General features: G+C 35.8%; 15 protein-coding genes. 8 read left to right on the top strand and 7 right to left on the bottom strand.

Going from position 1 to position 21,757, the window contains the following annotated elements:
• The first annotated feature begins 228 nt into the window (after nucleotides 1-228).
• Genes B0A67_RS00820 through B0A67_RS00830 form a run of 3 tightly spaced genes read left to right on the top strand, consistent with a single transcriptional unit; the run spans nucleotide 229 to nucleotide 2,492 of the window.
• Nucleotides 229-1,557: a hypothetical protein gene (locus tag B0A67_RS00820; protein ID WP_072953635.1), complete on the top strand. Its 1,329-nt coding sequence runs from the start codon at nucleotides 229-231 to the stop codon at nucleotides 1,555-1,557.
• Nucleotides 1,558-1,568: 11 nt separating this feature from the next.
• Nucleotides 1,569-1,988, top strand: a complete 420-nt coding sequence (locus B0A67_RS00825) for a Dabb family protein (protein WP_072953637.1) — start codon at nucleotides 1,569-1,571, stop codon at nucleotides 1,986-1,988.
• Between the two features lie 30 nt (nucleotides 1,989-2,018).
• Nucleotides 2,019-2,492 (top strand): cupin domain-containing protein, encoded by a 474-nt coding sequence (locus tag B0A67_RS00830; protein ID WP_072953639.1) that lies wholly within the window; start codon nucleotides 2,019-2,021, stop codon nucleotides 2,490-2,492.
• A gap of 133 nt (nucleotides 2,493-2,625) precedes the next feature.
• On the opposite strand, the gene B0A67_RS00835 is transcribed toward B0A67_RS00830, so the two are convergent.
• From B0A67_RS00835 to B0A67_RS00845, 3 genes are all read right to left on the bottom strand, one after another.
• Entirely contained in the window at nucleotides 2,626-3,711 is a 1,086-nt protein-coding gene (locus tag B0A67_RS00835) for a zinc-binding dehydrogenase (RefSeq protein ID WP_072953641.1), read from the bottom strand.
• A complete protein-coding gene (locus B0A67_RS00840) occupies nucleotides 3,704-5,218 on the bottom strand; it encodes an alkaline phosphatase D family protein (RefSeq protein ID WP_084074398.1) in 1,515 nt (504 codons plus the stop codon). Before B0A67_RS00840 ends, B0A67_RS00835 begins: the two co-directional genes overlap by 8 nt.
• Before the next feature lie 277 nt (nucleotides 5,219-5,495).
• Entirely contained in the window at nucleotides 5,496-8,300 is a 2,805-nt protein-coding gene (locus tag B0A67_RS00845) for a TonB-dependent receptor (RefSeq protein ID WP_072953645.1), read from the bottom strand.
• 254 nt (nucleotides 8,301-8,554) lie between these two features.
• On the opposite strand from B0A67_RS00845, the gene B0A67_RS00850 reads away from it, so the two are divergent.
• Together B0A67_RS00850 and B0A67_RS00855 are read left to right on the top strand one after the other, a co-directional pair.
• Nucleotides 8,555-9,121 carry a helix-turn-helix domain-containing protein gene (locus tag B0A67_RS00850; RefSeq protein WP_072953647.1) on the top strand — a complete coding sequence of 189 codons (567 nt, stop codon included), beginning with the start codon at nucleotides 8,555-8,557 and terminating at the stop codon, nucleotides 9,119-9,121.
• A gap of 101 nt (nucleotides 9,122-9,222) precedes the next feature.
• The gene (locus tag B0A67_RS00855) at nucleotides 9,223-9,801 is read left to right on the top strand and encodes a helix-turn-helix domain-containing protein (protein WP_084074400.1); all 579 of its coding nucleotides are present in this window, start codon (nucleotides 9,223-9,225) and stop codon (nucleotides 9,799-9,801) included.
• 39 nt (nucleotides 9,802-9,840) lie between these two features.
• Here B0A67_RS00855 and B0A67_RS00860 read toward each other — a convergent pair whose 3' ends face one another.
• The 4 genes from B0A67_RS00860 to B0A67_RS00875 all read right to left on the bottom strand — a co-directional run bounded on the left by B0A67_RS00860 (nucleotide 9,841) and on the right by B0A67_RS00875 (nucleotide 16,208).
• A complete protein-coding gene (locus B0A67_RS00860; RefSeq protein WP_072953651.1) occupies nucleotides 9,841-10,524 on the bottom strand; it encodes a phosphonatase-like hydrolase in 684 nt (227 codons plus the stop codon).
• Nucleotides 10,525-11,685, bottom strand: coding sequence for a TIGR03364 family FAD-dependent oxidoreductase (locus B0A67_RS00865; RefSeq protein ID WP_072953653.1), 1,161 nt, complete (start codon nucleotides 11,683-11,685; stop codon nucleotides 10,525-10,527).
• Nucleotides 11,686-11,703: 18 nt separating this feature from the next.
• A complete protein-coding gene (locus B0A67_RS00870; RefSeq protein WP_072953655.1) occupies nucleotides 11,704-13,002 on the bottom strand; it encodes a DUF5690 family protein in 1,299 nt (432 codons plus the stop codon).
• A gap of 356 nt (nucleotides 13,003-13,358) precedes the next feature.
• Nucleotides 13,359-16,208: a TonB-dependent receptor gene (locus tag B0A67_RS00875; RefSeq protein ID WP_072954221.1), complete on the bottom strand. Its 2,850-nt coding sequence runs from the start codon at nucleotides 16,206-16,208 to the stop codon at nucleotides 13,359-13,361.
• Nucleotides 16,209-16,692: 484 nt separating this feature from the next.
• On the opposite strand from B0A67_RS00875, the gene B0A67_RS00880 reads away from it, so the two are divergent.
• The 3 genes from B0A67_RS00880 to B0A67_RS00890 all read left to right on the top strand — a co-directional run bounded on the left by B0A67_RS00880 (nucleotide 16,693) and on the right by B0A67_RS00890 (nucleotide 20,945).
• Entirely contained in the window at nucleotides 16,693-17,898 is a 1,206-nt protein-coding gene (locus tag B0A67_RS00880; protein WP_072953657.1) for a glycoside hydrolase family 88 protein, read from the top strand.
• Nucleotides 17,899-18,008: 110 nt separating this feature from the next.
• Nucleotides 18,009-19,991, top strand: a complete 1,983-nt coding sequence (gene hepC, locus B0A67_RS00885) for a heparin-sulfate lyase HepC (protein WP_072953660.1) — start codon at nucleotides 18,009-18,011, stop codon at nucleotides 19,989-19,991.
• 105 nt (nucleotides 19,992-20,096) lie between these two features.
• Nucleotides 20,097-20,945, top strand: a complete 849-nt coding sequence (locus tag B0A67_RS00890; protein WP_072953662.1) for a heparin lyase I family protein — start codon at nucleotides 20,097-20,099, stop codon at nucleotides 20,943-20,945.
• The last annotated feature ends 812 nt before the right edge of the window (nucleotides 20,946-21,757 follow it).

Consider the following 21,757-nt stretch of genomic DNA (forward strand, 5'->3'; position numbering starts at 1 on the left):
ACGATAATATTTCTCTTTCTAAAAGGCTGGTATAAACCCGGCAATTGGCAAATCTTCAAAACAAAACTGATTATCAATCATTTAAACTCAAAACAAAGCTTTTTCTAATAACATTCTATAGCCTTTCTAATACTTTTCTAATACCCGTAAAGCCATGCTGAATCTACCTTTGTCCTGTCAAAAACAAGTAGTAATTGCTACTAAACAAAATGTAAATTTTAACTCAACATGAAAACAGGTTATTTAAAAATTGGGATATGCACCGCGTTGTTAACCGGAGCAATACATACCGTAAGTGCCCAAAAAAAGAACGATTTTGGAAACCCTACATTAACGCATTATCTCAACGACGAAAAAACGCGCTCAATCTCTTTTAGCGGTTATGCCGAATTATGGGCACGTTATGCAGAACTTAATCCGGGAAGTCTTGTAAACGGTGAACAGGTGAATAGTATTTCGGATTTATCTTTACGAAGAGTCCGCGTAAAAATGGCCTATCAGCCTACAGAGAATTTTACGTTTGTATTGCAGGGTGGTTTAACAAATGTAAACGTAGCTTCTAAAACAACACCTACATTTGAACTTTTAGATGCTTACGCCGAATATAAATTTAATGATATCATTTCAGCCGGTGCAGGACGATCTACATGGAGAGGATTATCGAGATTTACTACAGGGCCTTTGAACACATTATTATACGATTTGCCGTCTTATGCCACGGGAAATGCAGGTATATCTGACGAAACTGTACGGGAACTGAGTGTTTATGCAAAAGGGCAAATAGGCAAGTTAGATTATCGTTTGGTGATTGCAGATCCTTATACCAATGTCAGCACTGATCCGCAGTATAATGTGGCGACATTTAGTAAAACGCATCCGAACAAAGATTATTCAGGTTATTTTAAATATGAGTTTTTTGAATCCGAAAATAATTCATCTCCATTTCATTCCGGAACGTATAGCGGTAAAAAGAAAGTACTTGCTTTAGGAGCGGGATTCGAATACATGCACAATGCATTATGGCACTTAGACGAAACAAAGACTACCATTAATGACGATGAGAAAAGCTTTGCTGTTGACGTTTTCTATGATACGCCAATCAACAAAGAACGCGGTACCTCTTTTAGTGCTTATGCCATGGCTATGAATAATAATTATGGTCCTAACTATGTGCGTTATTCCGGTGTGAGCAATCCTGCAAGTGGCGTAAATACTTCTCAAAGCAGTCTTAACGGTGCCGGTAATAACTCACCTGTGATAGGAACCGGTAATACGTATTATGTACAAATTGGCGGTACGCTACCCTACTTCAACAAAGACAAAAGCAATGTGCAGTTACAGCCGGCGGCAAGTGTCATGCTTTCTGATCTCGACGGACTTCACGATAAGGCTTTGACTTATGACGCGGGTGTATCATTATTAATGAACGGTATGTCATCAAGGCTGACGGTTGATGCTCAGAATCGTCCAATCTATGCTTTAAATAATGTTGGTCAGGCCGATGTATCAGACCGAAAATGGCAGTTTGTTCTAAAATACAGAATCGACTTTAATTAAAATCTATTATTATGAAACGAAGAAATTTTATTATTACATCAGCCAGTGCAGGAGCACTTGCGCTTGTGGGGGAAAATGTATTGGCAAAACCTGTAAATGAAACAGCCTCGAAAACTAAAACAGTTTATTTTCACTATCTGTTATTTTGGCTTAAGCCTGAACTTACACTGGCTCAGGTAAAGGATTTTCAGAACTTTTTTGAAGGCCTTAAAAAACTGCCTTACGTAAAAAATGTACGTTATGGCGGGCCTGCAAATTCTACTCCAAGGCCGGTCATGGACAATTCTTTTACTTATAATGCTTCGATGGAATTTGATTCTCTTGAAGATTTAGAAACCTACGGAAAGCTTGACGGACATCTTGCTTTAGTCGCAAAATACAAACCATTTTTTAATAAAATGATGGTTCACGATTCAGTATACAATCAATAAAAAAATAGTACTTTTAAATTAATATCAAAAATGAAAAATTTAGTAAAAGGATTTATCCTAATTTTGGCTATCATGTCAGTAAACAGCAATAACGCACAAGAACACAAAAAAGTTTCGGTAAAAGTTATGGAAAAAGAACCTGAAATTACTGCTTACCGTCTTATCAATAATCCTGACGGTACCTGTGCATTCGAAAAAGGTACTATTCCGTCCTTAAAACACATGAATACTGCCACATTCTGGTACAGCAATAAAACAGAAGAATGGGAAAAAAATGCACATCCGGCGCCAAGAAAACAATATGTAATAACCGTAAAAGGCAAAATCAGATTTAAAGTTTCTGACGGAAGCACTTTTATTATAGAGCCAGGTGTAGTATTACTTGCCGAAGATCTTAAAGGAAAAGGACATAGCTGGGATATGGTAGACAGCGATGTTTGGGAAAGACTATACATTCCGATTACTGAAAATTCAGATGATCTTTTTGTACCTGAATCGAAATAAGCTTAGATACTAATTTTAGTGTATCGATTTACGGATCCAACTAAAAATAGGTAGATCTAATAAAGGTTACAAAACCAAAATCCCATTTCGTTTATCTACACGAAATGGGATTTTTTTATGAATTTTACTTGTCTTAAATTGTTATTAAAACCCTGTAAGGTTTATGTTTAATGGCATACTGAAATGCTTTTCCTGTCTCTTGCAATGGGAATTCTTTCTCAACAAAAGTACCAAAAGGATAATCGGTAAAATGATCTTCAAAGAAATTTACTGCGTTGATAAAATCTTCATAATTATAATTGTGCATTCCTTTAATACTTAACAATTTCCGAATCATTACTTCCGGATTTATTTCGATATTTTCAGTTGGCGTTACGGCACCTATCCAGATATGCTGTGCTCCAGTTGCACTAAACTGCAAACCTGTTTTTATGGCATCAACAGAACCGCTCATGTCTATGACAACATCAAATCCATTTTTATAAAATTTAGAAGTTATCGCGCTAAGTTCTTCAATAGGATTTAAACTATTGTAAACAGTATCAGCACCAAAAGATTTACTTTTTTCCAATCGTGTGTCATCAATATCGAGTATTGTAACAGTTGCCGCTTTTTTCTGTTTGGCAATCGCAGAAGCAATCAAACCCAAAACTCCGGCACCCAAAATCAACACATTTTTATTTTCGATCTGGTCAATTAAGCGATGAGCGGCCATTGCTGTAGCTCCCGCACAATTGATTATGGGAGCAAATTTCTCATCGACTGATAATGGCACTTTTAAAATTCCCGTTCCTTTTTTTAAAACACAATGCGTACCTAATCCTCCGTTGAATTTTTCTTTCTCCGTAAACTGAACATGACCGTATTTAAATAAACTTGCCGACTTTTGAGGCATTTTATCTTTTACGAATTCATCACTTTCTGTTGCTGCAAATATGGTCCAGGTAATCAGATCGCCCGCTTTTAAGATATTTCCGTTTAAATCATAAAAAAGTTCGTTTTGTGCCAATTCCAGAATTTCTCCCACAATTTCATGCCCCAAAACAATTGGCGAAGGTTCTTTTCGCCTTCCTGTAAAGGTGTGCAGATCGCTGCCGCACAAAGTCGTATATTTATTTTTTACTAAAATTTCGCCTTTTTGTAAGGTTGGCAAAGCCGTATATTCGGGAAGAATGCTGCCGTTTTTTTCATTAAACAGCATAACGCATGAACTACACATTTTTCTTTAATTTATTTGAGTTATCGATGATAAAATCGGGTCCTTGTCTTTCTTTACTGTCTCTCAACAGTATATCTTCATTAAACTTGTAACTAATGCTGATTTGTTTTTTAGTCACATTTAAAATAAAATATCCGTGAGCTGCAACATCATTATATACCATATGCGGATTAAGCTTGTACAACAATTTGCTCTTTTTTGCGATTTGCTCGCTGGTAAGACGATCATCATTTTTTGATGTTATAGACGGAGTCAAAAATTCCCAGGCAACAAGCTTATTCTTAGTTGATGCATCCGGTGAATTCAATTCTAAAACATGACTCTGGTGATGATCTCCGGTTAAGATAATAGGTGGATTTTTTAAACCTTCAAAAACTTCAATCAATTGATCTCTCTGATACGGATATCCTGTCCACCAGTCTTCTTCTTTTATACTTTCCTCTTTTTTGCTTTTATATCCGGTAAACATGACCTGATTGACAAGGAAATTCCATCTGGCATCACTCTCTTTTAATTCCTCTGATAAATGATCAAACTGCTTTTTTGAAATCATTTTTCTCTGCGTACTCAATTTCTGAGGATCATTACTCAAAAGCTGTTTGTCTCTTCCGTCCAGTCGTTCTTCGAGGAAAAAGAAATTTGCATCTTTTCCTATTTTTATCGAACGGATCATTTCGCTGGTCGACTTGGCTCTTACCGGCATCCATTCAAAATAAGCCTGTACTGCCGCCGCACTTCTGTCACTCCAGCTTCCTTCGTTGCTCTGATGATTTTTAGCTCCGCCGAAATAAGCATTATTGGCCAGTTCGTGATCGTCCCAAATACAAATAAAAGATTTGGTTCTGTGCGCCTTTTGAAGCTCTTTGTCTTTACGATAAAGCGCATATCTTTTTCTGTAATCGGTTAAGGAAATAAGTTCATGAAGCGGATCGTTCAGTCGGTTGCTTTCTTCCAGAAATTCTTTGTTGCAATATTGTCCTGTACCGTATTCATAAATATAATCGCCTAAATGAAATACATAATCAATCTCGGGATTGTCAGCAATATGGCGGAACGATGTAAAATAACCGTCTTCGTAATTGTTACAGCTGATCACCGCAATCTTCAGCGCATTTAAAAGCGAAATTGGCAAGGTTTTACAAATTCCAATATCAGAAATTGTTTCCTTGTATATAAACCTGTAAAAGTAAACCGCATTACTTTCAAGTCCTGCTACATCAACTTTTACCGTATAATCTCTTTCCTGAGATGTTGTGATTAAGCCTCTCTTAATTATATTTTTAAAAGCTGCATCATTGGCAACCTGCCATTCGACATTGCATTCTCCCGAGTTTACCACATTAATATGAGTCCATATTATTACAGCATCAATTGTTGGGTCTCCTGAAGCCACACCATGAATAAAATATTTGTTTTCATGATGCGCAAATATTGAAAATACTTTTACAGGAAATAGCAGCGGAATCATCCCGAGCATGGATCTTTTTACAAAGTTTCTTCTGTTCATCTTATTTTATATAAAGCACAATAGTACTACTTGAATGTTAACTGTATGTTTACTAATTATTAAAAACAACCCGTTGGATGATGTCATTAAGTTAAAGCTTAGAAAAAAAATAATCTCGCAAAGGCGCTAAGACGCAAAGTTCAAACACAATATTATCATTACGGTCCCGAAGCCCCGAAGAGAAATCCTCACGAGAAGCTCGACAAAGATTGGATTTGCGTAGCAAAGCTATGTTCCTATGTGTTTAATTAAATTTTTATGGGTTGTAATAAACAAGTTAAAATCTGTAGCTCGCTCCCACTTTTCCTCGGATTCCATAATACTCAACTTGTTCAGGCCTTGAAGATATACCGTGATAATAGCGCAATTCCTGATTGTTAAGGTTATTTAGATCTATGAAAAAAGTAATATTTTTAGATGTTGTATAAGATAAATTCATATCCAGATGAAAATCCTTATCCTGATACCTGTCAGCTCCTTTGTTATCGCGTACTTCTACTAAAAAAGCTTCACGGTAATTAGCGGCTAATCTCGCTGCAAAACCTTTGTACTCATATATAAGTGAGGCATTAAAAATATTGGGTGACTGGTTCATTAATCCAATTTTCTCGTCTCCTCTATCAGATAAAGTAGTCTCCGATTTTGTAAAAGTATAATTGGCTTTCAAACTAAAATCACTCAAGAAACCAGGCAGTTCAGTAAATTTCTTATTGAAACCAATTTCAATTCCGTATAAAAATGCATTATCAGAATTTAAAGGTCTCGACACTTTATACAAATCTGTTGCTCCGCCTACGGTTCTCATTTCGTCATTTGTCGATGTATAAATTAAATCTTTCAGGTCTTTATAAAAAACACTTCCGGTTACATAATCGTTTTTGTTCAGGTAATAGGAACCCACCAAATCATAGTTCCACGAAAATGTTGGTTTCAAATCAATGTTTCCTTCTACAACCGTAAGATTATCAGGGTTAACCCTTGTACTCGGACTCAGTTCATTAAAAGCCGGACGGGCAAAAGTTCTGGTAATTGCCGCTCTCAAATCCAGCTTTTTTGATGGTTTGTAAATAAGATGCGCCATGGGCAAAAATGCACCGTAATTCTTGTTGCCGTAAACTGCTGTAACAACTTTAGTAATATCATTAAACTCGTAACTTTTTGCATTTACAACTGTGTTTTCGTAACGAATTCCTCCCACAAAACGCAAATCGTCGCTAATATCCCATTCTGCGGATCCGTAACCTGCCCACACTTTTTCTGTAGCATCATAGTTACCGGTTGCATAACTCGAGTTCGTCGCATCCTGATAATTGTATTTAAGATATTGTGCGATCTTCGGATTCCCCATCGGATCGATAAAAGAACGTTCTGTTGGATAATTGAACTTTAAATTGTCATAGGTATTATTCAATTCCGGAAACCAATTGTTGGAAGGAAAAGCTTCGCGCTCCCAATTGTTTAAATATGCTTTTGGTGCTTTTGTATCGTAAATCCAGGTAATATAACGGTAATCGTAGGTACTGGTTTTATTTCTAAATTTCCCTCCAAATTTGAATTTCAGGTTTTCTTTAGCAGCATAATTAAAGTCTACAGCTGCCACCTGATCTTTTTCTTCGACATTACGAATAGAAGTTACATATCGGTCTAAATAATAATTATCAGCATTATAAGGTGTTGTACTATTGAAATGAGGCTGAATATTATTAGCCGGATCCCCAACATAACCTTGTGGTCCGTCGCCTTGTAAAAATTTATAATTCGTTCCGTCTACTTTTACCAGATTATCATATTTTACGGTTTGTATCCAGTTACCGTAATAATACCCCCTGTCGTTTTTCGTTGCAGATGACGGGCCATTGTATCCTGCCCATGAAGTATAAGCCGCAACCTTGGCATTCATCTTCAATTTATCGGTTATCTTGCTTTCATAACCAAATTCTCCACCGTAGTTTTTAAACAAATAATCTACTGTACTCCAACGCAATACGGCATTACTTGTCGTTTTATTAAAGTAGTGCATAGTCTTACGATTTTGTTCTTCATCTAAAAACTGACTGTAATATCCGCGTGCATAAATTTTGTTTCTGTCATTAAAACGAAAATCTGTTGCGGCATTCACTCCCGTATTGGTTCGTACTCCCTGATAATTTCGAACATCTAGCGTGTTTACATTGTGCAGTGCATTTCCGTAAACTACCTCATAATCATCTGTTGAATAACTGCGTGAATTATAATTGCTCATCACTAAAAAGCCGAATTTTTTATTAAAAAATCGATTCCCATATAAAACAGTACTATTGTATTTGAATTTATCTTCGGCACGAAGATTAAACGGAATGGCCATAGTTACCCTAAAAGTTTCTTTTTTAGGCGAAAATTTCGGAATATAATTGATCGTTCCTCCAATAGCATCTCCTTCATATTCAGGAGTAATCGCTTTAATTACCTGAATATATTCTAAAAATTCCGTTGGCAGCAAATCCATAGGTACAGTACGATTACCCAACAAATCACCGGAGGTCTTGGCAGATGGCATACGGTCGCCGTTGATAGTCGCTGAACTCCATTGCGAAGGCGTTCCTCTTACTGTTACATATCTTCCTTCACCCTGATCCCTGTCGATACTCACACCCGGAATTCTCTGTACCGCTTCGGCAGCACTGATATCGGGCATTTTTCCCATGGCATCTGCGCTTATAACATCCATAATCGCGTTAGCTTTTTGGCGCATGTCCATTGCTTTTCTTTCACCACTACTATAATATTCTAAAACTACTTCGTCCAGTTTCTCTTCCTGACCTGCCAGAACAATAGTTCCTAAATCAATATCCTTGTTCGAAACAGTAACTACAATAGTATTTGAAGTATAATTATGACTTGAAATTTCTAAATGATATTGTCCCGCTTTTAGTCTAAAAGAGAAATTACCATTTTTATCTGTGTTAATTGTTTTAGATTGTTCTATAACTAAAATAGAAGCCGGATGTAAAGGTCCGGATTCACTTGTAATTTTACCTTTTACCTCTTGGGCGTAAGATGCAGTAAAAAATAATGCTGCGACGATGTAGAGTAATGATTTCATCAATTTGTTATTATAATTTATTTTTTGTTTCAGAAAATTTGTGCCTATTTAATTTTTGTTACCGTTTTTAGTTTTCGCCTTATGTTAAGCCAACATTATTTTTAGTGTTGTCCTGCACGCCAGATCTGCCAAATAGAAGTAATTCCATTTTTTTATCTATTTTTACAGCGCAATATTACTACACAATTGTTTACTATATGTAAACATAATGTGAAGTAATGTTTATTATTAAACATTGTATACAAATACTAAACATGGAAGGAGCCATTTTACTCGAAATCAGTAAAAGAATAAAACAATACCGTCTGGAAAAGAGCTTTACTGTTCAGGAACTTGCTGATTTAAGTGACGTGAGCAAAGGGATGATTTCGCAGATAGAAAACGGACGAAGTATTCCTTCCTTAAGTGTACTATTAGGAATCGTGTCGGCATTACAGGTTAATCTGAGTGACTTTTTTAAGGATATCAGCCCTGAAGAAGAAATGATTTTGATTAAAAGAAAAGGTGATTACGAGTACTTCCAGAAAGAAGGATCAAATGGTTTTTCGTATGAAAGGTTTTTAACCCGAAGCATTAAGAATTCAACTGTTGACATCGTTTTTTTAACGCTGGAACCTAACAGTTTCAGAGAACAGGTAAGTACTGATGCGTTTGAGTATAAATATATTCTTTCAGGAGAAGTTGATTATATAATAGGAAATGAAACGTATACCCTCAAAGAAGGTGACTCTCTTTTTTTTGACGGAAGAATAATGCATGTTCCCATTAATAAAGGCAAAAAACCAGCCAGAATGCTGATTATTTATTTCTTTGACAATTAGCATTATACATTTTAACTCGTGCATTTTACTGCAAAAATGATTATTTTGAATTGTAAAGTAATTTTAGGACTTTTACAATTGTTTTACTTATAGTAAATTTTATGGAAGATTATCTTATTGGCTTAGGAAAAAGAATTAAGGAGATTCGTAAAAAGAATAACCTCACTATAAACACTGTTGCTACAGATGCCGATGTGAGTAATGGCCTTATTTCGCGAATCGAAAACGGACGAACGATACCTTCGCTTCCTGTTCTTTTGCACATTATACAAGCGCTTGGAATTGAAGTTTCTGATTTTTTTAACGGTTTGCCTAAATCCGATAAAAGTAATTTTATAATTTCCAGAAAAGAAGACAATGCAGTAATTGAAAAAGAAGATGAAGCAAAGGGGTTTGCTTATCAGTCTATTTTTGGTAAACAATTATCGTCTGTTGCTTTTGAAGCTGTTTTACTGGAAGTCCAGCCAGGTTCTGAGCGAGGAAAAGTAGAAACGGATGCTTATGAGTTTAAATATATTTTAAGCGGCGAATGCTGGTATATCATCGGGCAGGAAGAAGTTTTACTAAAAGAAGGAGATTCTATATTTTTTGACGGAAGGATTCCGCACGTTCCGGTAAATAAAGGAAATGTACCATCAAAAATGCTGGTTCTTTATTTCTTTCTGGCTAAAAATGAATAAACCCGCCATTTTTCGGACGGGTTCTACAACTGCTGTTTTCTACTGAAATAAAATACTTTCAATCTCCATTACATTATTCAAAATATAATCCGGATTGGCGACCTGAAGCTGCTCTCTGTTCTGGGCTCCGCTAAGAACTCCGACAGTTATGGCGCATCCTGAATTTTTACCTTCCATAATATCAATTTCAGAATCACCGGCTTTCAAAACCTGAGCAGGATCTGTAATCCCAAACCTCGCCATTGCCATCTGAATCATATCAGGATTAGGTCTTCCGTTTACAACATCATCAGAGGTAATCAAAGCATCTATTTGGTTACCCACTTTCCAGTTTAATTTTTCAAGTAACTTATTGGCCGTTTTAGAATCATAACCTGTATTGAGTACGATTTTAATATCATGCTTTCTTAAGGTATCAAAAAAGCCCTGCATTCCGTCAAACGTCGATATTTGAGCTTCGTCATAGGCCGTTTCTAAAGTAATTTTAAAATTACCAAAGGCTTTGTCTGCAATCGTTGCAATGTCAATATCAGTTGTACAGGCTGTCAAAACATCTGTTATGGCTTTATGCTTTTCCTTACCCGCACCATGTTGTAATACTTCATCAAGGGAAATCGAAAATCCTTCCTGATTAATCACCTTCTGAACGGTTTTATACACAAGATTGTTCTCGTTTACGGTAGTTCCCGCCATATCAAAAACTACTAGTTTAATATCTGTCATCTATTTTAAATTAAATATATTTTTAATGTTTTCTTTTGAAAATCCTGCACTTCCTGTCATTCCTTTCCCTCCTATTCCTGTTATGATGTGAATGTTTTCATCAACAGTATGCTGAAAAATATCATTTTCTTTGCATTGCGAATACATGCCGTACCAACGATTTTGAATTTCGAATGTTGGGAGATTAAATATCTTTTTAGCTTCGGCAATCATAAAATCATCCACTTCCATTTTCAGATCAAATCCCAGATCGTCTATATTCACTGCATCTGCATATTCGTGCGAATCGCCTATAATAACAGAACCGTCTGTTGCCTGCTTGAATAAAATATGAACACCCCATTTTTTTTCGAAACTATTTGGATCTTCTTTTGCTTTAATTGCTGTAAAAGACGGGCATTCATAAAAAGCCTCATAACGTCTTATCGATAATCCCGTTAATATAGAACCTTTGAGTTCATAACCTGGCTGTGGTTTGGTTTGAAGCATTTGCAGCTTTGTAACTTCAAGATCACTTTTTGCAAAGATATCGGGATACAATGTTTTGAATTCTGAACCACAGCACAAGATCACTTTTGAAGCTTTATAAATCTCTCCGCTCGCTGTTACCACTGTGGTTTCTTCTGAAGATGCATCACAATTAAGCACTTTTGTATTGCCAAAATAATCTAAACCCTTCTCCTTTATCAAAAAATCCAATAAGCGGTTGATCATTATTCGTGGCTCCACTGTTACTTCATCAGGAAAAAATAGTCCGGCTTTGACATAATCATTTCTAAGTCCAGGATATTTTTCAAGACACTGCTCTTTTGTAAGCAAATGAGATTCGTAACTATTGTGTTTATTTATAATACTCAGCTCTTCTATAAGCTGTACTTCTTCATCATTTGAAGCAAAATAAACGGAACCATTTTTTCGCACAGAAATATCAAACCGACTCTGGATATCATCATAAATTCTAAGGCTCTCGCGTCCGTAATTCTGCCATTTGGTATCCATTCCGGAGGGAACTACCTGACCAAAATTACGTACCGTTGCACTTATAGGCTGCTTGTCTTTTTCTATTACAGCTACCTTCAATCCTGCTTCAAGTGCATGATAAGCGTGGAAAGCACCCAACGCGCCTCCGCCAATAACAATTAAATCGTATTTAATATTCATTATTATTTTAATATAAGATTATGAACAAAGTATCACTTCTGCTTTAAGTTTTTTTTGAGCAAAACGTCGGTTAAAATACCACATAGAAAAAAGTGCCAGCATCCCTATTACAACAGCAGACGTTATGTTTAAGGATATAAAAAAGTCACTCCAGCTTTGGTTAAAACCTGTAATTTCTTTAAGTACAAGAACCACAACACTACCTAAATAACCAAACGCATCTGCAATGTAAAATAAGAAACCAACATTGCCCTTAAAGCTCAACAGCGCCACCAAACGCTCAAAAATCAGGCAGTGAAATAAAATATAAGGCAGATAAACACCAATACCGCTGGCAATCATCCAGTACACCGGAGACATTAAATGATTTTTGAACATAACCGTTGAAATCAAAACCATAACAGATCCTAAAACCGTTAGTCCCATGCCAATATTATAAGCTTTTTTGTTTTTACGTATTAAAGTACCTGCTGCGGCTATCAGCAAAACAGCTATTGCAACGGGAATTTCTGTTAAGGTGATAATTTTTGGAGTTCCTGAATATCCCTGGTCCGCCCAAAATTCAACAATAAAATTATCCCTAAAATCACGCACAATCGTTAGTACTACATAAACAGCTACCAATCCGAAATAACCTACCCAGTTTGCTTTTATAAAATCTTTTCGTTCATTTTTATACATGGGCTGTCTTTCAGAACGTTCTATAATATCACTTTCGCTGGGACCTTTAGAATAATTGAGCACCACTACAGAAAGTAAAAAAAGAGGAAAGAAAATCAGACCGGTAAAAAACGGCATATTATATTCGCTCACATTAAAATCACGCATTAACAAAAGTCCCACTGTTTTTACCAATCCTGTAGAGAATATAAAAGTGGCGCTAAGGGCGGCAGCAAGAAGTTCTGTGTTTTTTCTTCCTTCGATATAAGAGAAAACAATTCCGAAAACCATTCCAAGCGGCAATCCATTAAAGAAAAGCGCAACAACTTTCAATTTTGGCGGTACAATGGCAAACAATCCCAGCATAACCAAACTAAAAGTAATAAAACAGACCAGCCACAAAGCTCGCTTTTCTTTTTTCATTTCAGAAATCACTTTGATTCCCACAAATTTCGAAACCATATATCCCAATACCTGACTTATAACCAAGATGATTTTTGCATTCAGTCCAAAACCCAAAGAAAGATCATTGTACTGTCCCGCCAAAAATGACTTACGAATGGCATACATTCCTGTATAACATAAAAAGACAGCTGCAATAATTAAGGCGGTTGACATTTTTTTACTATTTGTAAATTTATTTACTTTTTCTCGCATGATTAATCCGTTTTTACAAGTACAAAAGTAGCATTCAAAACAGTGATTAATATTAAGCAAAAGTAAACTAATTATTAAATTATTTACAAATAGTAAACATTTTATTTTCTCCAAAGCTCTGACTTGGCGTATTAAAACACTATTTCAATAGCTTAAACTACCATAATACAAGAACCTAAGCATTCAGCTTATAAGCAACAAATAATTTTGAAGAAAGTAAAATAAAGGATGTTTCATCAGAATATACAAATGTTACAAATAGTAAAATTTTAACATTAATAGTAAAAACGAATTATCCGTTAATAAAGAAAGCCGGCATAAAGCCGGCTCCCAATAAAAAAACAATAAACACAATTCTATAAGCTCCATTTGATTCCCATTTGGCCTCTTATTCCATAAAACTCAACTTGTTTTGGTCGGCTGTCATCACCATAATAATATTCCAATTTGTCATTAAGAAGATTATTCGCTTCGGCAAAAATGGTAAAGTGATCCGATATTTTAAAGGTAAGGTTGGCATCCAGCGCAGAGTACGCACCATAATATACATCATCTCTCTTTAGTCCGCTTGTACCATGCTCTGTAATATATTTTGATTTGAAGTTGTAAGCAGCTCTCACATTTACTCTTCCTTTTTCATAATACAACTGAAGGTTCGCCAAATGATCACCTTGTCTTGGAAGACTTGTAGTTCCTGCTCTTCCCGGAATAGTCATTTTAGATTTTGTAAAAGTATAGTTGGCCTGAAATCCAAAACCACTAAGAAAACCCGGAAGGAAATCAAATTTCTTGTTTCCGCTTACTTCAGCTCCAAAAAGCCATGCATTATCACCATTCATAGGCTGTGAAATCTCTACTCCGGTATGTCCGTTGATATCACCTTGTTTGGTATCCATAAAAATGGGATCGGTAATCACCTTATAAAACAATCCTGCAGATACTACATCAAGTCTTCCAAAATAATGTTCTCCCATTACATCGAAATTATAAGAATAGGTAGGATTTACGTTTGGATTTCCACCATCATACTCATTATCTGCCGCCAAATAGGTTCCTCCCGGTGCCAGATATCCAAAATCAGGTCTTGTAAAAGTTCTTGTAGCCGCCAGTCGAAGATTTGTATTTTCTTCCGGAGTATATTTTAAATGCAGCATTGGCAAAAGAGAAAGGTAACTTTTTGTCTTTGTAACTTTCGAAAGTACTCCATCAGGGTTTTCAGGTGTTACATCAAATTGATAACCGCTTACTTTTGTATTGGTGTTCGTTGCTCTCAAACCTCCAAGAAACGTTAGTTTATCACTAATTTTATAAGTTGCCATTCCGTAAGCAGAGGCATGAGTTTCATCTACATTAAAATTACGCCCTAATCCTCCTCCGTTTTCAAGTATTTCAGAATCAGATTCAGAAAGTGTCAGATTTCCGTTAGAGAAATTGTCCTTATAAAACTGATTCATTCCGGTTGGCGAAAGTACCGCTCCAAAACTATTTCCAATATTGGTGTTCAGCTCTTTTAAATAATCAGTACGCCCCGGCTGTAATATATTGTACTGACCGTAATCTGATAATTTTGGCACTGCAGCGGCTCCCGTCCAATTGTAAAATTCATCAGAAAAAGTAGCGATTCTGTCTTTGTCTAAAAATTTACCTCCTACTTTTAATTTCAGATTTTCATTTACATCAAATTCATAATTTACTGCAGCCACAATATTGTCTCTTTCCTTTACGCCTACTTTATAAAGTTCCAGCGTCGTAAAGTTCATCAAATTAGCACTGTCCTGGAAATTAGAATTAGACAAATAACCAAACATATTATCCGGATTCATATATCCTCCGTCAGAATCCCAATAGGCTCTTGGCCCATTTCCTTTATTCTGAATATACGCCGGATCGAATCCAACGCCATCTTGTTTAAAAAATACTGAATAGTAACTGTTATTTTGTTTATCAGGAACATTGCCATAATAAAACTGAGTACTGTAAGTGGCCAGACTCCAGGTAAAAACACCTTTATTCCCAATGTGTTTTCCTCCCACTTCTCCACCGTAAAAATCAAAATTCAATTCATTGTAAATATTCTGAAGTTCGATTCTTCCTGTATTTGTTGCAGTATTAAATTTATCAAATCGTATACGGTGTTTAAAATGAGTTTCCTCATCAAGGAGTTTTCCGTAGTTTAATTTTACATAAAACTTATTTCTTTCATTCGGATTAAATTCAAATCCACCATTAAAACCCGTTGTTTTTCTTACTCCTGTATAATCTCTTAATTCTAAACGATACACACCTTCGTCTCCAGATCTTCTTGCTTCAAAATTGTCCGAAGCCCAGTTTCTGTTCCACTGAGAGAAATTCACGATATAACCAAATTTTCCGTTTTTAGACTTATCACCCACTAAAACCGATCCGCTGTAAACGCCTTTGTCAGATTTTGCATTGTATCCCAATCCAAGAGAGGCATCTACAGTAAATTTAGACGGAGCCGTTTTAGTTACAAAGTTCACACTTCCGCCCAAAGCATCACCGTCAATATCCGGCGTAAGCGCTTTTGAAACCTCCACATAACCAATCATTTCAGTAGGAAAAAAATCAAAAGCCGTAGCTCTGCTCGCTCCTTCATCAGCCGCAGTTGGAATTCTGTTTCCATTCATAGTGGTAGAACTCCATTCAGCAGGCAAACCTCTAACCGCTACATAACGGCCTTCTCCCTGATCTCTTTCGATAGAAACACCCGGAACACGCTGTACTGCCTCTGCAGCATTTCTGTCCGGAAGTTTTCCAATACCATCCGCTGCAATAACATTCACTAAATTAATTGCATTTTTCTGGATATTTAATGCTTTTGCTTCACTTAGTCTTCTTGAATTTTCTTTTACCACTACTTCATCCAGGTCATTTGATGAAGCTGATAATAATATAGCCGGAATAACCGTAACTTTCCCCGGCTCTATTGTTATCCTCTGCGTATTTTTTTGATACCCCACATAAGTAACACTTATTTCATAAGTACCGCCGTCGACTCCGGTAAAATTATAACTTCCTTCAAAATCTGTCGATGCACTTTTTTGAGTCCCATTCAACTGTACAATCGCTCCCGGAAGCGGAAATGCACCATCAAAAACCTTCCCTTTAATAGCGCCTTTTTGTCCTGCTGCTGTCAGCGAAACCAATAAGAAAACCACATAAATCAAAAACCTATTTTTTTCCATTTCAGTTAAATTATTAATATTAGTAAATATTTCAGTGCAAAAATGAACATAAATTGACATATAGTAAACTTTTAGATTTTAAGAAATTCTTAACAGACGATTATTGTTACGTAAGTTTAATGTTAACAACCAACGGAATCACCAGCAAAAGCCGGTAATTTTAGAATTTGTCAAAAAAAGGCAATAGTTACAAATAGTAATAATTTCTGCTTGAAGTAAAAGACCATTTTTGATTCTATCGAAATTTTATAATATAAAAAGTAAATCTTCTGCTCTTTCAAATTCAACAATTGAAAACTTTCAAATCACAATTCCATATCTGCATCAAAATTGATTTATAGCCAGTTTAAGCCTTAAAAAAATGACTTTACACAAATTCAAAACATTTATGATAGAATTTGAAAGACCATTTTAGACCTCCCGTTTAACTTCGCTTTATAAATATTCGAAAAACAAAAAGAATACAGATATAAACGAATTAACTATGAAAAAAACCTTCAATCTATTTCTAGTCCTCTCCACTATTACTTATAACACTTTTGCAAAGCCTGTTCAAAATGATGATCCGTCTTTGCTTTGGTTTAAAAAAACCACAGAGGTTATTCAATTTCAACTCAACAAAGCAGCGCAAACTTATAAGCCCGGTAAAAATCCGCGTTCTGTAAATCCCGACGGAACAGTAAGATTAGCTGGTTTAACAGATTGGACAACGGGTTTCTTTCCCGGAAGTCTTTGGTACGGTTACGAACTTACAGGTGACAAAGTACTGGCTGATGAAGCTAAAAAATTCACGCTTGCACTGGATTCTATCAGAAATATAAAAAACACTCACGATGTAGGTTTTATGTTGTATTGTTCTTACGGAAATGCGTACAGAATCACCGGCGATAAAATCTATCTTCCGGTACTGGCGGATGGTGCTGCAAACCTTTATGCGCGTTTTAGCCCAACTGTTGGTGCAATTCGCTCCTGGGACTTTGCCTGGCTGCATTATCCGGTAATTATAGACAATATGATGAATCTGGAATATTTATATTGGAGTGCCAATCAGTTTAATAAACCTGAATATACAAATGCTGCGAGTACTCATGCATTTACTACGATGAAGAATCATTTTAGAAAAGATTATAGTTCTTACCACTTAGTAGATTATGATGCAAAAACAGGTAAAGTATTGAGTAAAAAAACACATCAGGGCGTTACAGATGAATCGGCTTGGGCGCGCGGACAAGCCTGGGGATTGTACGGATATACGATGTGTTATGCCAATACCAAAAACCCAAAGTTTTTACAGCAGGCAGAACATATTGCTTCTTTTATCATGAACCATCCCCGTATGCCAAAAGATAAAGTACCGGTTTGGGACTTTGATGTACACAATGCAATGGATACTGCAGAGCTTGCCCCAAGAGACGCTTCGGCTGCTGCTGTTATAGCATCTGCTCTGCTCGATTTAAGCACGCAGGTAAAAGATGGAAAAAAATATGCAGATTATGCAGAGGATATTTTAAAATCATTATCATCAGATGCTTATTTGGCGAAACCGGGCGAAAATAGTTATTTCTTATTAAAACACAGCGTTGGAGCATTTTTATACAATTCAGAAATTGATACACCGCTGGATTATGCTGATTATTATTATCTGGAAGCACTGAAAAGATATGCTGCAATCAAAAAAATTCAGATATAAAGACCCTTTTTAATCAATTGAAAAATTAACGCACTAATAAACAACGTAAGAAGTTATTTTTGATCTCTAAAAGATCCTCTGGACAGCTTCTTATTTATTAAATAAAACCAATGATAAACTTAAAAAAAACCACCGCGCTATTTTTTATGCTGCTAAATATTTGTTTTAGCAATGCACAGAAAACTGCAATAAATAAAGAAAGTTTTGATGCTGTAAACCTTAATTATCCGGGTTTAGAAAAAGTACATCAGCTTTTTAACGAAGCCAAATACAATGATGCGGCAAAAGAACTGCTGACTTATTACCGCAATCGCAAAACCGTAAGGCATCCTGATTTTAATATAGGCGACGAAGCACGATCTAGAGGAAAAGAGATAGGAAAAGCCAATCAGGAAAAAGCAGACAATGCCCTATTGCATAAATTTCAACCACATAAAGGATATGGCTTTTTTGATTATGGAGCCGACATCAACTGGGATCTCTGGCCGATAAAAGACAATGAAATCCGATGGCAGCTTCACCGTGTAACGTGGTGGCATTCTATGGCATTAGCCTATAGAAGCAGCGGTGATGAAAAATATGCTAAAGAGTGGGTGCTGCAGTTTAGAGACTGGGAAAAGAAAAACTACTTAGGACGTTCTGCTGAAAATGATGGTATCGCCTGGCGTCCGCTGGAAGTATCAGAACGTATACAAAGTTATCCGGCTATATTTAATTTGTTTGTAGTATCGCCCAACTTTACACCAGCATTTTTGATGGAATTTTTAAACAGTTTCAACAAACAAACCGATTATATTCCGCAGCATTACAGTAAAGAAGGCAATCATTTATTATTTGAAGCACAACGTGTTTTGGGTGCAGGAGCCTTTTTTCCGGAATTTAAACAAGCTGAACAATGGCGCAAAAGCGGTATCGAAATCCTTAACCGTGAAATCAAACTACAGGTATTTGCCGACGGAGTACAGTGGGAATTATCACCAACCTATCATGTAGGCTGTATCGAAATCTTTACTAAAGCATATAATGCTGCAAAGATGGCGGGATTAGAAAAGGAATTTCCAGAATCCTATATCAAAACCATTGAAAAAATGGTTTTAGTTACCGCCAATATCTCTTTTCCTAACTATAACTATCCTATGTTTGGTGATACCTGGGTTGTTGATAAAGCAGTAAGGATAAAACAATTTTCAAGCTGGTCAAAGATGTTTCCTAATGATGGGCTTATAGAATATTATGCTACAGAGGGAGCCACAGGAAAATTACCTGACTATCTTTCCAATGCATTTCCTAATGGAGGCTTATATACCTTTAGAAACGGATGGGAGAATAAGTCAACAATAATGGTTTTAAAAGCTGGTCCGCCTGCAGAGTTTCATGCACAGCCGGATAACGGAACTTTTGAACTTTGGGTAAAAGGGCGCAATTTTACACCAGATACAGGCTGTTATATATATAGTGGTGATGCCGAAGTGACCAAAATGAGAAACTGGTTTCGCCAGACAAGAGTACACAGCACATTGACACTGGATAATAAAGATATGGTTATTACCGAAGCCCGTCAAAACAAATGGAAAACCAGTAAAAACCTTGATGTTTTAACGTACACAAATCCTAGCTATAGCAATTTGAACCATCAAAGAAGCGTACTTTTTATCAACGGAAAATACTTTTTAATTATTGATAAAGCAATTGGTACAGCTACAGGAAACTTAGGCGTACATTTTCAGTTAAAAGAAGACAGCAAACCGGTTTTTGATAAAGCAAATAACAGTGTTTACACCACATACGAAGATGGAAATAATCTTTTGATTCAATCCTTAAACAGCGACAAAGTGGTATTAAACGAAGAAGAAGGAAAAGTTTCGTATTCTTATGCAAAAGAAATATCCAGACCGGCATTTGTGTTCGAAAAACCAAAAAACGACAACGCATCACAACAATTTATCAGTATCGTTTATCCGTATGATGGAAATAAGGCTCCGAAAATTACCATCAAACCAAACCCCGGCAATGATTTTGAGAAAGGAAATATTAGTTTAAACATCACAATTGACGGTAAAACTAATGCTGTTAAAACAACACTAGAACAATAAAAATCAAAATTTTAGCTGCGTTTTCTTTTCTTAATGAATATTAAGAGAAGAAAACGCAGTCATTAAAAATCCATTCGTTATTTATTTTTTTAATGTAAAACAATTATGAAAAAAAAAATCATACTTAAACTAACCTTAGTCGGTTTGGTAGTAACAGCAGGGATAGCATGTAGTAAGGAACAAAATGACAAGTTAGATCCAATTATAAAACCAGCTGTAAACGATACCATTCTCAACATAAATTACGAATCCGGAGAAGTTACCTCAGGAATTACAGGTATAACCGGCACTCATGCCACAGCAGCCGATGCCGTTTATATGACTTCACCCGGCCATACTGGCAAATACGCTATTGCACATAAAGTTACCCTTGGCGACAGCGGTTATTTTTCAAACGATGCTTACCGCAGTGAATCTGATGCTGTTTCTTTAGCAAAATATCATTATAACCCTGGAGACGAACATCGATACGAAGTCAGCATATTATTGAAAGACTGGCAGTCATGGAATAGTGCTAACCCTGCTTATGGCGATAATGTTTTTCAGTTAAAAATGTCTGATAATCAGTTGCTGCCTTTAAGAATTCTGACTAAACGTAATGCAATCGTTGCCAGAAATTATCAGTATCAGGATAATCTGGTTACTGATTTTCGTCCCTACATCAATCAATGGATTAAATTTCGTGTCGAAGTAAAATGGATGACGGATACTACGGGATATATGAAAATTTACGTTAAGCTTCCTGATCAGTCAGACTATAAACTAGTATTAGAACGCAATAACTTCGTGACATTCACAGGTAATCCCGCTAACGGTAATGTTGGTTATCTAAAATGGGGCGTGTATCGCGAAGCCGGAAAAGATGACAATGGCAATATAATTACCAGCGATAATGTTCTAACCCGTATTGCCTATCATGATGATATTCGAATCATCAGACTTCCATTAAAATAACTGTAAATAAGTTTACAAAACCATAAAAGCTTTATTCTGAGAACTTTGTAAAAGTTTCCAGGATAAAGCTTTCTGCATTCTTGTTGTTTCTTCTGTGTCGAAAAAACTTTGACAAAGTTCTACCCAAATAAAAAATCCGTTTAAATCAGTATTATCCGCGTTATCCGTGAGCCATTACGCCCAGCTTAACGCTTTACTCCATTTCTCTAAACAACTTACTATTACGCTCAAAAACTTAGTATCTTGCTTTCTTAGTGGCCAAACATACATTATTTTCTTTATCAATTCTGAACCATTTTTTCAAAATAAAAACCAATTTCAAAATTTAATTCCCATTACTTCAGGAATAAATCATCAACTCAATTTTAAAATTATAAGTTTTATCTGAATCTTAAAAAGAAATGGGTAAATCAGATTATTAAATCATATCAGAACCAAAGTATTTCAGTTAACATTTTGCTTCATTTCGCTTAATTCTTAATCAACGCACTATATTTTAAAATTGATTAGTAATTACAGGACTTCATCTGGAAAAATATTTTACAAAAACAACTCACAACCCTTATTTTTCCAGTGTTCATGGGATACGAAAACGTTGTATTAATCAAAATCAATAGCATTTTGGACGTATTCAAAACTGTCGTATATGCCCGATTTCTATATTTGTTTTAATTAAAACCAAAAAAAACATGACCAGACTAAAAGAAAAAAACCGACTCGAACAAAATCTATTATTATTTACCAGACGCAAAATTCCCCAGCCTCTTTCTCAAGTTAATTAATTGTTATAATTTTCTCCACGAACAGCAATT

The sequence above is a fragment of the Flavobacterium aquidurense genome, assembly GCF_002217195.1.
GTDB classification, from domain to species: Bacteria; Bacteroidota; Bacteroidia; order Flavobacteriales; family Flavobacteriaceae; genus Flavobacterium; species Flavobacterium frigidimaris.

Bases quoted from the DNA above. Each gene is read 5' to 3' on its own strand.
- B0A67_RS00820 (WP_072953635.1), top strand. From the start codon at position 229: ATGAAAACAGGTTATTTAAAAATTGGGATATGCACCGCGTTGTTAACC.
- B0A67_RS00825 (WP_072953637.1), top strand. From the start codon at position 1,569: ATGAAACGAAGAAATTTTATTATTACATCAGCCAGTGCAGGAGCACTT.
- B0A67_RS00875 (WP_072954221.1), bottom strand. From the start codon at position 16,208: ATGGAAAAAAATAGGTTTTTGATTTATGTGGTTTTCTTATTGGTTTCG.
- B0A67_RS00845 (WP_072953645.1), bottom strand. From the start codon at position 8,300: ATGAAATCATTACTCTACATCGTCGCAGCATTATTTTTTACTGCATCT.
- B0A67_RS00860 (WP_072953651.1), bottom strand. From the start codon at position 10,524: ATGACAGATATTAAACTAGTAGTTTTTGATATGGCGGGAACTACCGTA.
- B0A67_RS00840 (WP_084074398.1), bottom strand. From the start codon at position 5,218: ATGAACAGAAGAAACTTTGTAAAAAGATCCATGCTCGGGATGATTCCG.
- B0A67_RS00870 (WP_072953655.1), bottom strand. From the start codon at position 13,002: ATGCGAGAAAAAGTAAATAAATTTACAAATAGTAAAAAAATGTCAACC.
- B0A67_RS00865 (WP_072953653.1), bottom strand. From the start codon at position 11,685: ATGAATATTAAATACGATTTAATTGTTATTGGCGGAGGCGCGTTGGGT.
- B0A67_RS00830 (WP_072953639.1), top strand. From the start codon at position 2,019: ATGAAAAATTTAGTAAAAGGATTTATCCTAATTTTGGCTATCATGTCA.
- B0A67_RS00855 (WP_084074400.1), top strand. From the start codon at position 9,223: ATGGAAGATTATCTTATTGGCTTAGGAAAAAGAATTAAGGAGATTCGT.
- B0A67_RS00835 (WP_072953641.1), bottom strand. From the start codon at position 3,711: ATGTGTAGTTCATGCGTTATGCTGTTTAATGAAAAAAACGGCAGCATT.
- hepC (WP_072953660.1), top strand. From the start codon at position 18,009: ATGATAAACTTAAAAAAAACCACCGCGCTATTTTTTATGCTGCTAAAT.
- B0A67_RS00850 (WP_072953647.1), top strand. From the start codon at position 8,555: ATGGAAGGAGCCATTTTACTCGAAATCAGTAAAAGAATAAAACAATAC.
- B0A67_RS00890 (WP_072953662.1), top strand. From the start codon at position 20,097: ATGAAAAAAAAAATCATACTTAAACTAACCTTAGTCGGTTTGGTAGTA.
- B0A67_RS00880 (WP_072953657.1), top strand. From the start codon at position 16,693: ATGAAAAAAACCTTCAATCTATTTCTAGTCCTCTCCACTATTACTTAT.